We start from the raw sequence: 13,099 nt of genomic DNA on the forward strand, positions 1-13,099 counted from the left end.
GGGCAAGCCCGCGAAGTGGCCGGTACAGCCAGCACAAGGCTGGCTGACCGGCATGGAATCAAGCAGTACCGATTTCCCCACCATCATCCCGCTGGATCACCACCGTCGTCGCACGTGGCCTGACCTTGGTCCCTGCCGGAGTCGCATCGGTCGCCTTGTCGGTATACGGCCAGTTATCCGGGTGCTGGATGTTGATGAACATCGTCTTGTTGTCCGGCGTGAAGCTGATGCCGGTCACCTCGCAACCGTTCGGCCCGACGAAGAAGCGGCGCAGGGCCGTCTGGTTCTGGGCATTGATCGGCACCTGCTTGCCGCTGGCATCGACCAGGTCGGTGGGGATCACCGCCAGCAGCTGGTCGTTGGTGTAGTCGGTGAGCGTGGTTTCGCCGTTGTCGGTCTCGAACCACAGCACGCCACGGCTATCGAAGCTCATGCCGTCGGGGCTGGCGAACTGGTTGAGTTCGGTCAGGCCGGAGCGGTTGATGTCGGCGGTACCTGCAGCGTTGGCGCCGAACACGAAGATGTCCCAGGTGAAGCTCAGCTGGTCGTCGCTGTCGTGCCAGCGAATGATGTGGCCGTGGCGGTTCGGGCCGCGCGGGTTCGCTGCATCGACCTTTTCCGGGGTGCGCGCGCTGTTGTTGGTCAGGGTCAGGTAGGCATCGCCGTTGAGCGGGTTGACGGCGGTCCACTCCGGCCGGTCCATGGGCGTGGCGCCTACTGCATCACCGGCACCCCGGGTGTTGAGAATGATGCCGGCAAGGTCGCCGTACAGCGCACCGAGGGTGCTGCCGCCGGTGGTGGCGGTGTTCACGTCGAGCAGCAGCCACACGCCGGTGCCGTCGGCATTGAAGCGGGCAACGTACAGCTTGCCTTGGTCCAGGTACTTGGCCCCGGTGGCCAGGCGGTCGGCCGGGTTGGCGTCGGCGGCATCCCAGACGGCGGTGGAAACCCACTTGTACAGGTATTCGTTGTTGGAGTCGTCGCCCATGTACCAGACCAGCGGCTTGCCGACCACCGGCAGGCCCGGGCAGCAGCCTTCGTGGCGGAAGCGGCCCAGGGCGGTGCGCTTGGTGGCCAGGGTGCTGCTGTTGTACGGGTCGATCTCGACGATGTAGCCATAGGTGCTGGCTTCGTTGCGGTAGTCGTCGGTGGCGCTGGCACCTTTGACGGTGACGTCGAAGCGGGCGAATTCATCGGCCACTTCGCTGCTGTCACCGGCAGCGCTTTCCCACTTGTACTGGCCACTGGAGGTGCCCACGCCGATGCGGCGCTGGTCTTCGGGGCGGGTGCCCTTGTTGACGAAGATGCCCGGCCAGTTCTCTTCGCAGGTCAGGTAGGTGCCCCACGGGGTGTAGCCATTGCCGCAGTTGTTGTTGGTGCCGCGGCAGTGGGTGCCATCGACCGAGTACTTGGTCTTGACGTGGTCGGTACCCCGCAGCGGGCCGGTCAGCTCCATGCGCGAAGCGGTGGTGAAGCGGCGGTTGAGCGGGTCGTTGTCGACCACCTGCCAGCGGCCGTTGACCTTCTGCAGGCGCACCACACCGGCGCCGTGGGCGTTGATTTCCTTGCGCACTTCTTCGGCCGGGCGCTTGCCACTGGCATCGGTAGTCGGCCCGTTGGGGTGCAAGGCCGCGGTGTCGATGTACTCGAAGTTGATCGCCAGCAGGCCGTCTTCGGAGCTGCCGTTGATCGGGAAGAAGTGCATGCCGTCGTGGTGCATGCCCATGGCGTTGGCCTGGTCGGTCGAGGTGTTGCTGCCGTCCGCTTTCCACGGGCTGGCGTTGCTGTTCAGCGGCGTGCCCCAAGGCGCCAGCACGTAGGCGCTGTAACCGGCGGCGACGACGCAGGCGTCGGTGCGCGAGCCGGCGATGGACTGGAAGCCCAGGGCCAGTTTCGGGACTTCCGGTTCGGTCGGCTCGGTTACCGGCGGTTGCGGTGCTGGATCGTCATCGGAACCGCCACCACTGTCGAAACAGCCAGTCAGGCCGGTACCGGCGATCATGGCTATGGCGGCGCCCAGGCTGCCACGCATCACGCTACGACGGCTCAGGTAGGCGTCCATCACGCTGGCCATCGGCAGGTTGCCGCTCTGGTTGCGGTCCAGGTTATCGCCGGTATCTCGACTCATCAGGATGTCCTTGTAGTGGCTGAGTTAGAGGAAACCGCGACTTTAGGGCGCTACTGTGATGATTCATTGGCAGAAATATGAACGGGTTTTTAAAACTGTAAGTTCTTATTTCAAAATCAGACAGATCAATTTGGAATGTCTGTCGGATTTTTGACATCAAACTGTCATGCCAACGCCGCAACATCCGGGGCCCAACGAGAACTCGGATAAGGATGGCGGGCCCGATGGCGAGCAGTGTTAACAGGCGCGAATTGATCAGCTGGATGGGTGTCGGTGCGCTGGCGCCGTTGCTCGGCGCCTGTTCCGCATTGCCAGGCCAACGTGGCGGCAGCGCCAGTGTGGATCTGTTGTACGTCGCTGACACCCTCGATGCCCGCCAGCCCGGTTTGCCGGTCGTGCCAGCCACGCGCCTGGGCCCGGTCAGCCAGCTGGGCCGGGCACCGTGGATGACCGGTGCCAGTGCCAGCCTGGCACATCCGCAACTGGCACCCTTGCTCGATGCGAACCAGGCGGCGGGCGCAACGCTTGGCGGCTATGCGGTGCTGGGTGCGCTGCTGGAGCAATTGCGCAACGAAGCCGGGCCGGGCAACAGCCTGACCCTGGAGAACGGCCAGGGCTGGAACGGTAGCGGCCTGGCCTACCTGACCCAGGGCGAAAGCGGCGTGCAGGGCAGTCAGTTGCTGGGCAGCGAAGCGCGGGTCAGCAGCGATGAACGCGTGCTCTGGCCCCAGCGTAGCGCGGCGCTCTACCGCCAGTCTGGCGCTGTCACCCTTGCTGCCGGGTTGGCTCAAGAGCAGCGCAAGTCGTTGGGCCTGGAGCCTCTGCAGGTGTTCGAGCGCGGCGCTGCCCGGATCGCCGTGGTCGGTGTCACTGACCCTTATGCACAAGACCAGAAGGGCTCGCTCAAACAGTGGTACCAGTCACTGCTGCCGACCTTCGAGCAGGCGCGGCGCGAGGCTGACCTGGTGGTGGCGATGGCCGATGTCGGCACCGGGCCGGGCCTTTGGCTGGCCGAGCGACTGGTCGAAGCCGATGTACTGCTCTGTGCCCGTGGTCAGGACCTGTGGCCGGTACCGGTTCAAGCCACCCAGGCCAGCGGCCGTCGGGTGCCTGTGCTGTTTGCCGGATGCCGCGGCAGTGGCGCATTTCGTCTGCGCTGCAAGCAGGTGGCTGGGCATTGGCAGTTCGACGGGCAGTTCTTCCCGGCGTTTGCACGCTACCTGTCGCCTGCAGCGCAGATGCGCGCCAGCCAACTGCAGGGTGAGCTGCGCCAGCAACGGGCCGGCCACGCAGCGTGGCTCGACCAGCCACTGGCGCGTGCGCCGCAGGCCTTGTGGCGGCGCGATACCCGTGGTGGTAGCTGGGACCGCCTGCTGCACCAAGCCTTGGCCGATGACAGCAGCCTGCCTGTGCTGCTGCCGGGTCTGCGCTACGACTACCCCCTGGCGGCAGGCGAGGCGATCACTCGCGAGCACTTGATCAGCCTGACCGGTGGCTACCCGGCACCCGTCGTCGAGGCCCCGGCCCGGCAAGTTGAACAAGTGCTGGAGAACGCAGCCGAGCAACTGTTCGGCGACCCCTTGCTGCTCGACAACAGCCAGGACCTGCCGCGTTGGCAGGGCCAGGCCTGGCGTGTCAGCTACAGCCCGCAAGGCAAGCGCGTGAGCGGTATCGACGCGGTGCAGGGTTTGTGCCGCACCTTTGGCCTGCAATTCGAAGCCCGGGCGGGCGAGCCGCTGTGGCAGCGGGTCGAGGCCTGGCTGGCGCGGCAGAAGACCGATTGGCAACTGGCGTCGTTGCCATTGCCCGAGGTGCGCTACGTGCAGGGTCACCCAGGCTGGCACCCGCGGCAGGCCGTTTCGTGAGCCGGGCTTCACGCCTGATGACTGGCGGCCTGCTGACCCTGGCCGGCTGGCTGGCCGCCCAGTGCGTGTTGCAACTGAGCCGCCAGCCGCAACCGGCCAGCCCGGCGCAGGTCGCCACCACACCGCTACCTGGCCTGCTGATCGGTCACTGGCAGCCAGCGGTCGATGACGGCGCGATTGCCATCACCCGCCTGCCGTTGCAGTACCTCGGGGGCCTCAAGGCCCAGCCGTTGTCGGCCAGCGTGGTGGTGCTGCGCTATGGCCAGCAGGTTCGCACCCTCGGCCGCGGTCAACGCCTGGCACCGGGCATCGTATTGCAGGACATCGATGCCGATGGCCTGATTTTCGACAACCAGGGGCGGCGCGAGCGCCTGCCCTGGCCGCCACGCCCTGTCGTGACCGGCTTCAAGCGGCAAGGATGAATGATGTTTGCCAGATACTGCATGGCCGCAGCCTTGAGCCTGTGCCTGTCTCTCGCCGGGGCAGAAGAGCCGGAAACCTTCGATGAAAGCGGCACACCGCTGTACGAGGTGAACTTCGTCGACACCGAGCTGGGCGAGTTCATCGACAGCGTGTCGCGCATCACCGGCACCACCTTCATCGTCGACCCGCGGGTCAAGGGCAAGGTCACCGTGCGCACCGTCGACCGCCACGACGCCGATGCCATCTACGACATCTTTCTCGCCCAGCTGCGTGCCCAGGGCTACGCGGCTGTCGACCTGCCCAACGGCAGCGTCAAGATCGTCCCCGACCAGGCTGCGCGCCTGGAGCCGGTGCCGGTCGAACCCGTTGGCAAACCGAGCGCAGGCAGCGACGGCGTGGCCACCCGGGTGTTCAATGTGCGCAATGCCGCCAGCGAGCAGATGCTTGGCATCCTCAAGCCGCTGATCGACCCCAGGGTCGGGGTGATCACGCCGTATCCGGCAGCCAACCTGTTGGTGGTGACCGACTGGCGCAGCAACCTTGAACGTATCGACAGCCTGCTGCGCCAGCTCGACCAGGTGAGCGACGAGCCGCTGCAGGTCATGCCATTGCGCCACGCCAGCGCTGCCGACACCGCGCAGCTGCTCACCCGCCTGCTGGCCCGCGAACAGGGCGCCGACAGCACCCAAGTGGTCGCCGACCCGCGCAGCAATGCCTTGCTGGTACGTGGCAGCACTGACCGGGTGCGGGCGTTGCTCGGCCAGCTCGACCGCCCCAGCGACAACCAGCACAGCAGCAACACCCAGGTCATGTACCTGCGCCACGCCAATGCCGCAGAAGTGGTCAAGGTGCTGCGTGGCCTTGGCCAGGAAGGCGCGGTACCCGGCGAAGCGGCTGGCGAAGGGGAGGGCAAGGCGCGGCCGGTGATGGCGGCTGCCAGCGATTCCGGCATCCGCCTGGAATACGAGGAGGGCACCAACGCCGTGGTCATGGTCGGCCCCGACAGCGAACTGGCAGCCTATCGCTCCATCGTCGAGCAGCTGGACATCCGCCGTGCCCAGGTGGTGGTCGAGGCGATCATCGCCGAGGTGTCCGACATCCGTGCCCAGGAACTGGGTGTGCAGTGGCTGTTCGCCGATGAGAAGTTCGGTGCCGGCATCGTCAACTTTGGCAGCAACGGCGTGAACATCGCCAACATCGCAGGTGCGGCGGCCAGTGGTGACAACGAGGCACTCGGCGAGCTGCTGTCCTCCACTACGGGCGCCATTGCCGGCTTCGGCCACATCGGCGGCGGTTTCAACTTTGCCATGCTGATCAATGCACTCAAGGGCAAGAGCGGCTTCAACCTGCTGTCGACGCCCACCCTGCTGACCCTGGACAACGCCGAAGCGTCGATCCTGGTCGGCCAGGAGGTGCCGTTCGTGACCGGCTCGGTGACCCAGAACAACACCAACCCCTACCAGACCATCGAGCGCAAGGAAGTGGGGGTGAAGCTGCGCATCAAGCCACAGATCAACGTCGACAACAGCGTGCGCCTGGACATCGTTCAGGAAGTTTCGTCGATCGCCGAATCCCGCGCTGCCAGCGACGTGATCACCAACAAGCGCGAGATCAAGACCAAGGTCATGGTCGAGGACAATGGCCTGGTCATCCTCGGCGGCCTGATCAGCGACGAGCTCAGCACCAGTGACCAGCGTGTGCCGTTGCTCGGTGACATTCCTTATCTGGGGCGGCTGTTCCGTTCCGATGCCAGCAAGAACACCAAGCAGAACCTGATGGTGTTCATCCGCCCGCGCATCCTCCGTGACGGACCAAGCCTTGCCGGCCTCAGTGAAGACAAGTACCGCACCCTGCAGCAGACCACGCCGTTGCAGTTGCCCGGCCTGGCCGAAGGGACCCCGTTGCTGCAGGTGTTCCCCGCCAGCCGCGCGCGCCTCGAAGGTGGCAACTGGTGATGCTGCCTTATCGCCTGGCCCGCCAGGCCGGGCTGGCCATGGCGCCGGCCGAGCAAGGCTGGCGCCTGTGGTTGCGCCGCGATGCCGACAGCGACCAATTGCAGGAGTTGCTGCGCGTGCATGGCCGGCCGGTGGTGCTGGAGTACCTGGAGCCTGCGGCGTTCGATGAGCGTCTTGGCCAGCTTTACGAGGCAGGCGCGGGGGCAACCGAAGCGCTGATCGAAGGCATTGGTGAACAGGTCGACCTGGACAGCCTGATGAGCGAAATGCCGCGCATCGAAGACCTGCTCGAAAGCGATGACGAAGCCCCGGTGATCCGCCTGATCAACGGCCTGTTCGGCCAGGCGCTGCGCCTGCGTGCGTCGGATATCCATATCGAAACCTTCGAACAGAGCCTGGTGGTGCGCTTGCGCGTCGACGGCCACCTGCGCGAGGTGCTGCGCCCGCCGCGGGCACTGTCGGCGATGCTGGTGTCGCGGATCAAGGTCATGGCGCGGCTGGACATCGCCGAAAAGCGCCAGCCCCAGGATGGCCGCATCACCTTGCGCGCAGCCGGCCGGGAAGTGGACGTGCGGGTGTCGACGTTGCCCGGCATTCATGGCGAGCGCGTGGTGATGCGGGTGCTCGACAAGCAGGCCAGCTTGCTGGCGCTGGCCAACCTGGGCATGCCTGCCGCCGTGCTGCAGGGCCTGCGCAGCTGCCTGGCGCGGCCCAACGGCATCGTACTGTCCACCGGCCCGACTGGCTCGGGCAAGACCACTACGCTGTACGCCAGCCTCAACAGCCTCAACGACGGCAGCCGCAATATCCTCACCGTCGAAGACCCGGTCGAATACGCCATTGCCGGCATCGGCCAGACCGCCATCAACCCGCGCGCCGGGCTGACCTTCGCCAGCGGCCTGCGGGCCATTCTGCGCCAGGACCCGGACGTGATCATGCTCGGGGAGATCCGCGATCAGGAAACCGCGCAGATCGCCGTGCAGGCCAGCCTGACCGGCCACCTGGTACTGTCGACGCTGCACACCAACAGCGCGGTGGGCGCCGTCACGCGCCTGCGCGACATGGGCATCGAACCGTTCCTGATCGCCTCGTGCCTGCGCGGCGTACTGGCCCAGCGCCTGGTCAGGCGCCTGTGCCAGTGCGCTGTTGCGCAGCCACTGCAAGCGGCCGAACGCGCCCTCTGGCCGGAGCTGGCAGCGCTGCACAGCAGCTATCACGCGGTCGGTTGCGCGCAGTGCCAGGGCAGTGGTTATGTCGGGCGCCTGGGGCTCTACGAATTCATCGAGCTGGACGCCGGCCTGGTCGGCCTGCTGTACGACGGCGCCAGTGAACTGGCCATGCAGGGCTACCTGGCCGAGCGCCGGCAAAGCCTGGTGGCGATGGCCAGCGACTGCCTGGCTCGCGGCGAAACCAGCCTGGCCGAAGTGCTGCGCGTGGTACAGGGCTGACCGATGCCGACCTTCCGTTACCAGGCTGTCGACCTCGCCGGCAAGACCCACAAGGCCAGCCTGCAGGCCGACAGCGAACGCCATGCGCGCCAGTTGCTGCGCGAGCAAGGCTTGTTCCCGCGCCAGCTACAACGCCATGAGGCCGGCAGCCGGCAACCGCGCCGTCAGCGCCTGAGCCGTGCGCAGTTGTGCGAGCTGACGCGCCAGTTGGCGACGCTGACCGGCGCGGGTATCCCCCTGGTCGATGCCCTGGCCACGCTGGAACGCCAGCTGCGCGAACCGGCCCTGCATGCCGTGCTGGTGGCCCTGCGCGGCTCGCTCGCCGAAGGCCTCGGGCTGGCCCGCAGCCTCGCCCGGCAAGGCGCGCCGTTCACCGGTTTGTATTGCGCGCTGGTCGAGGCCGGCGAGCGCTCTGGCCGCCTGGCCCAGGTGCTGACCCGCCTGGCCGATCACCTTGAACAGGTGCAACGCCAACAACACAAGGCGCGCACCGCGCTGATCTACCCCTGCGTTTTGATGGGCGTGTCGCTGGCGGTGGTGGTTGGCCTGATGACCTTCGTCGTGCCCAAACTCACCGAGCAGTTCGCCCACGCGGGTCAAAGCCTGCCGTTGATCACTTCGCTGCTGATCGGCCTGAGCCAGGGGCTGGTGCATGCCGGCCCGTGGTTACTGGGGCTGGCGCTGCTGTCCGGCGTGCTGGGTAGCTGGCTGCTGCGCAAGCCGCACTGGTGCCTGCGCCGTGATGAACTGCTGCTACGCCTGCCGCGTCTCGGCGTGTTGCTGCAGGTGCTGGAAAGCGCCCGCCTGGCACGCAGCCTGGCGATCCTCTGCAGCAGTGGCGTGGCCCTGCTCGAAGCCCTGCAGGTGGCAACCGAGACCGTCGGCAACCGGCGCATTCGCCTGGCCATGGACCAGGTGCGCCAGCAAGTGCAGGGCGGCACCAGCCTGCACCGGGCCCTGGATGTCAGCCAGCAGTTTCCGCCGCTGCTGGTGAACATGGTCGCCAGTGGCGAGGCCAGCGGTACCTTGCCCGACATGCTCGAACGCGTTGCCGACGACCAGGAGCGCGGCTTCGCCCGCCAGGTAGACACCGCCATGGCGCTTTTCGAACCGCTGATGATTCTGGTGATGGGCGCCGTGGTGCTGTTCATCGTACTGGCGGTGCTGTTACCGATCATGCAACTCAACCAGGGCCTGCAATTGTGAACACAAGGAGCACTTCGATGCAGCAACGACGCAACCGCCAGCGGGGCTTTACCTTGATGGAAATCATGGTGGTGATCTTCATCATCGGCCTGCTGATCGCCGTGGTCGCGCCCAGCGTGCTGGGCAACCAGGACAAGGCCATGAAACAGAAGGTCATGGCCGACCTGGCGACCTTGGAACAGGCGCTGGACATGTATCGCCTGGACAACCTGCGCTTCCCCAGCAACGAACAGGGCCTGGCCGCCCTGGTAAAGAAGCCGACCCAGGAACCGCTGCCACGCAGCTGGCGTAGCGACGGTTACGTACGCCGCCTGCCGGAAGACCCTTGGGGCACCCCGTACCAGTACCGCATGCCCGGTGAACATGGGCGGGTCGATGTGTATTCGCTGGGGGCCGATGGCGTGCCCGGTGGCGAAGGCCAGGATGCCGACCTGGGCAACTGGGCGCTCTGACGTATGCCAGGCCAGCGCGGCTTCAGTTTGCTCGAATTGCTTGTGGTACTGGCCATCGCAGGGCTCATGACCAGCATGGCGGTGGCCTGGCTCGACAGCAGCAAGTCCAGCGTCGATCAGGCTCTGCAGCGCCTGGCTTGGCAAACCCGCACCCAGGCCGCGCTGGCTCGGCACGCCGGGCAGCTGCGCGGGCTGCGTTGGACCGGCCAGCGGCCTGAGTTCGTGCGCCGTGAACGGGCTGGCTGGGTGGTCGAGGCAGGCGCCCCGGCTGACTGGCCAAAAGGCCTGCGCCCGGACTGGCCGGCCAGCCCCCAGCCGCGTGTGCTGTTCACCCCGCAGGGCTGGGCGCAGCCGGGTTCGGTGAGCTGGCGCTGGGCCGGCGGCAGCCAGCGTTGGGAGTGGGGCCGCGACGGCCAGTTGCGCGTGATGATGGCGCCATGAAACGCCGGCAGTGCGGGTTCACCTTGCTGGAAGTGACCGTGGCCCTGGCGATCGCCGCGGTGCTGGCGGTCATCACCAGCCAGGTGTTGCGCCAGCGCCTGGCGGTACAGAGCAACGTGCAGCAGCATCGTCTGGGCGTGCTGTGCGCCCGCGAGCTGCAGGCGCGCTTCACCGTCGAGCAATACTGGCCAGCCAGCAACCAGGTCAATGGCGTACTTGAACAAGGTGGCCAGGCCTGCCACTGGCAGATGCAGCTGCGCCGCACCGGTGTGCGCGATTTGCGGCGGGGTGAATTGCTGCTGTATGCCGACCGCGACCAGCGCCTGCCGCTGGGCCAGTACACCGTTTTTCTGGAGCAGCCATGACGGACAAAGGTCGCGTAGCTTCCCCAGGGGGCCAGTATCAGCCCACAAAGCGACGCCAGGCAGGTTTGACCCTGATCGAACTGATGGTGGCCATGGCCCTGACCGCGCTGCTCGGGGTCATGCTCTCGGCGCTGGTCAATGGCTGGCTCAAGGTGCGCGAGCGGTTGCAGGTGAATACGCAGGAATCCAGCGTGCTGGAGTTCTGCCTGGCCCTGGAGCGGCGCTTCGACAGCCCGGTGCTGCGCCAGCTGTACGAGCAGCGCCTGCCCTTGGCCAGTCGCTGGCTAGACTGGCAGGCCGACCGCCAGCAGTTGCTTTGGGTGGCCGCCGCCGCCTTGCCCGAGGCCGAGGGCGGTTCGCGCCTGCAACGCCAGCGTCTGCGTTTCGATGCGCGCGACCAACGCCTGCTGCTGGAAACGTCGGCGGATCTGTACGCCGCCAGCGAGCCGCGCTGGGAATTGCGCGAGCAACTGCCGCAGGTCAGCGCGATCAATGTGCTTTACCACCAGGGTGGCCGCTGGCTGCCCTGGCCCTCCGACCAACCCGCGCACCCAGGTCGTGGCGTGCGCCTGGAATTGCAGCGTGATGGAGCACCGTATGTCTGCACCTTTGTTCTCCCCTGGGGGCGCTCATGAAGTTTGAATGGCGCCGAACTGCGCCAGTTCGACCCTGGTTGTTGCTGCGCCCGGGTGAGGTCTGGGACTGGTTGCTGGTCGAGGTGGGTAGCGCCCATCGCCAAGGGCAGGGTGAGCCCCCGGCGAACTTGCAAGCACGGGTGGCGCTGATCGTTCCCGGGGAATGCTCTAGCCAGTTTCAACTGGCGGCACCGCCGGGTCTCAAGCGTGACGAGTGGCCGCTTTTGCTGGAAGACCGCTTGCTGCAGAACCCGGATGAAATCCTGTGTGCTTGCCTGTCGCGTCAGGCGGGGCAGTTACGCCTGATGGCGGTAGAGCGGCAGTTGCTGGGGCCATGGCGTGAGCAATGTGCCGAATGGGGCCTGCAGGTGGATTGCTGCTGGGCCGAGTTCCAGTTGCTGCCGACGCCCGAGCCGGGCAGTGCCTGGCAGTGGCAGCGCACGCCGGAATTAGTGCTGTGCAAAGGGCGGGTGGAGGACGGGCCGGAGCATTGGTTGGCCTGGCCCACTGCCTTTGGCGAGCTGCCTCCGCAACCTTGGTCGGGTCTGTCCCAGAGGGTTATGTCCGGTCCTTGGCCAACTGCCTTGGCACCGCTCGACAACCTGCCCAGCCTGCTCGATCAACCCCGTCAGCCGCGCTCGCTGCCGGGAATGTCGCGGCAGCAGCTGCGCCTGGTTGCGGCGTGCCTGGTGTTGGCCAGCATTTGGGCCGGCCTGTGGCTGACCCAGCAGTGGCGCCAGGTGCAGACCTGGCGTGCGCAGGTAATGGCGGTCACCCGTGAACAGGCCAGCCCCCGGCATGCGGCGCAGGCTCTCAAGCGCCTGCGGCAAAGCCAGCTGCAACAGCAAGTGCGCGAACGGCAACTCGAAGACCTGCAGGCACGTTTGCAAGCCTGGTTGCGCCAGCATCCCGCCTGGCGGCTGCAGGCCGCGCGTTTCGATGGGCAACGCTGGCACCTGCGCCTGGACGGCGATGGCGCCGCGCCGCCATGGGCCGAGATGGCCAGTGCAGTTGGCGCTGCTGTGCAGGTACAGAACGGGCAGGTGGTGTTCGACCTGGGAGCGGCCTCATGAATCGGGACTGGATGCAGCGGCATCGGCTGTGGTTCGCGTGGGGGCTGATCGGCTTGCTGCTGGCCTTCCTGGTCGTGCGCGAAGGCCTGGCGCAGTGGCGTCAGCTCAGCCAGTGGCGTGAGTTGGCAATGCAGGCTGCAAGCTTGCAGGGTGGCCCGGGCGTAAGCCTGGAGCGGCTGCGGCAGTCAGCCCAGTCGCGGCAAATCGAACTGGCCGATGTGGATGTGCAAGGCAAAAGCTGGCAACTGCGGGGGCAGGTGGCGGATGAGCGCGTGTTGCAGGGTTGGTTACAGAGCCTGCGTGCGGAAGGGGCGCAGCCATTGCAGTGGGGGCTGGAGCAGGATGCCAAGGGACTGCGGTTTGAGTTGGTGATGCAACCATGAGCCGTCGCGTGCTGCTGTGGTGCGGGTTGGTATTCACGCTGAGCCTGTTGGTCGAGTTACCGGCTGCCTGGGTGACGCGCGGCGTTGGCCTGTCGGCACTCGATGTCAGCGGCAGCGTGTGGCAAGGCCAGGCCCAGCAACTGGGGCCGGTTGGGCCACTGCGCTGGACGTTGCAGCCATGGCGCATGCAGGCCAACGCACAGATTGGTTTCCAGGGCCAAGCCTGGCAGGTGCGCGCCGAAGGCTGGCCCTGGCGTTGGCAATTGGAGGCCGCCGCTTTGACGCCTCAGGCGACGGCACTGTTGGATTACCGCCTGGCCGGGCAGTGGCAAGGCGCGCTGCGCATGCAGGGTTCGGGGCGCCAGTGTCGAAGCAGCGAGGGGCGGGTGAGCGTGACGGATCTGGCCTTGAGTGAGCCGTGGTCGCTGGGGTTGGGGCAGGGCTGGGTGGAGATGGATTGCTCTGCTGGGTGGCGCTTGCGTGGGATATTGGTGCAGCAGGGGGAACATGAGTTGAAGCTGGAAGCGGACCTGGAGAAGCGCAGGGCGCGAGTGATGTTCAATTTGCAGGATGGGTCAGCGCTGACGCCGTTGCTGCGTGGCGCACAGTGGCTGGGGCCGCAAGTGCTGACGGGGCAGCGGGAGGTGCGTTGGTAGGACGGGGGATTGGGTCAGGGCTACCATGTGTTCGCCATGACAGGTGCAGCGCCTATGAGATCGAGCGCC

General features: G+C 66.5%; 13 protein-coding genes. 12 read left to right on the forward strand and 1 reads right to left on the reverse strand.

The window, feature by feature from the left end:
- Nucleotides 1-58: 58 nt before the first annotated feature.
- Complete coding sequence (locus tag APH33_RS16935; protein ID WP_054886250.1) at nt 59-2,128, reverse strand: PhoX family phosphatase; 2,070 nt, start codon at nt 2,126-2,128, stop codon at nt 59-61.
- Nucleotides 2,129-2,352: 224 nt separating this feature from the next.
- On the opposite strand from APH33_RS16935, the gene APH33_RS16940 reads away from it, so the two are divergent.
- Genes APH33_RS16940 through APH33_RS16995 form a run of 12 tightly spaced genes read left to right on the forward strand, consistent with a single transcriptional unit; the run spans nt 2,353 to nt 13,030 of the window.
- On the forward strand, nt 2,353-3,993 hold the full coding sequence (locus tag APH33_RS16940; protein ID WP_054886251.1) for a hypothetical protein: 1,641 nt from the start codon (nt 2,353-2,355) through the stop codon (nt 3,991-3,993).
- On the forward strand, nt 3,990-4,415 hold the full coding sequence (locus APH33_RS16945) for a pilus assembly protein PilZ (RefSeq protein WP_156351968.1): 426 nt from the start codon (nt 3,990-3,992) through the stop codon (nt 4,413-4,415). Before APH33_RS16940 ends, APH33_RS16945 begins: the two co-directional genes overlap by 4 nt.
- A gap of 21 nt (nt 4,416-4,436) precedes the next feature.
- Nucleotides 4,437-6,371, forward strand: a complete 1,935-nt coding sequence (gene gspD / locus APH33_RS16950; RefSeq protein WP_054886262.1) for a type II secretion system secretin GspD — start codon at nt 4,437-4,439, stop codon at nt 6,369-6,371.
- Complete coding sequence (locus APH33_RS16955) at nt 6,371-7,819, forward strand: GspE/PulE family protein (RefSeq protein ID WP_054886252.1); 1,449 nt, start codon at nt 6,371-6,373, stop codon at nt 7,817-7,819. The genes gspD and APH33_RS16955 overlap by 1 nt, the downstream gene beginning before the upstream one ends.
- Nucleotides 7,820-7,822: 3 nt before the next feature.
- Nucleotides 7,823-9,025 (forward strand): type II secretion system inner membrane protein GspF, encoded by a 1,203-nt coding sequence (gspF, locus tag APH33_RS16960; protein WP_054886253.1) that lies wholly within the window; start codon nt 7,823-7,825, stop codon nt 9,023-9,025.
- 17 nt (nt 9,026-9,042) lie between these two features.
- Entirely contained in the window at nt 9,043-9,477 is a 435-nt protein-coding gene (gspG, locus tag APH33_RS16965; protein WP_054886254.1) for a type II secretion system major pseudopilin GspG, read from the forward strand.
- A 3-nt stretch (nt 9,478-9,480) separates the two neighbouring features.
- Complete coding sequence (gene gspH, locus APH33_RS16970; protein WP_054886255.1) at nt 9,481-9,918, forward strand: type II secretion system minor pseudopilin GspH; 438 nt, start codon at nt 9,481-9,483, stop codon at nt 9,916-9,918.
- On the forward strand, nt 9,915-10,283 hold the full coding sequence (locus APH33_RS16975; RefSeq protein WP_054886256.1) for a type II secretion system protein GspI: 369 nt from the start codon (nt 9,915-9,917) through the stop codon (nt 10,281-10,283). Before gspH ends, APH33_RS16975 begins: the two co-directional genes overlap by 4 nt.
- Nucleotides 10,280-10,918, forward strand: coding sequence for a type II secretion system protein J (locus APH33_RS16980; protein ID WP_054886257.1), 639 nt, complete (start codon nt 10,280-10,282; stop codon nt 10,916-10,918). Before APH33_RS16975 ends, APH33_RS16980 begins: the two co-directional genes overlap by 4 nt.
- The gene (locus APH33_RS16985; RefSeq protein WP_054886258.1) at nt 10,915-11,991 is read left to right on the forward strand and encodes a GspL/Epsl periplasmic domain-containing protein; all 1,077 of its coding nucleotides are present in this window, start codon (nt 10,915-10,917) and stop codon (nt 11,989-11,991) included. The genes APH33_RS16980 and APH33_RS16985 overlap by 4 nt, the downstream gene beginning before the upstream one ends.
- Nucleotides 11,988-12,374: a type II secretion system protein GspM gene (gene gspM, locus APH33_RS16990; RefSeq protein WP_054886259.1), complete on the forward strand. Its 387-nt coding sequence runs from the start codon at nt 11,988-11,990 to the stop codon at nt 12,372-12,374. Before APH33_RS16985 ends, gspM begins: the two co-directional genes overlap by 4 nt.
- Entirely contained in the window at nt 12,371-13,030 is a 660-nt protein-coding gene (locus APH33_RS16995) for a general secretion pathway protein GspN (RefSeq protein WP_054886260.1), read from the forward strand. The genes gspM and APH33_RS16995 overlap by 4 nt, the downstream gene beginning before the upstream one ends.
- Nucleotides 13,031-13,099: the final 69 nt, after the last annotated feature.

Origin of the sequence: Pseudomonas sp. NBRC 111130, assembly GCF_001320485.1 — a bacterium.
Classification (GTDB): domain Bacteria; phylum Pseudomonadota; class Gammaproteobacteria; order Pseudomonadales; family Pseudomonadaceae; genus Aquipseudomonas; species Aquipseudomonas vlassakiae.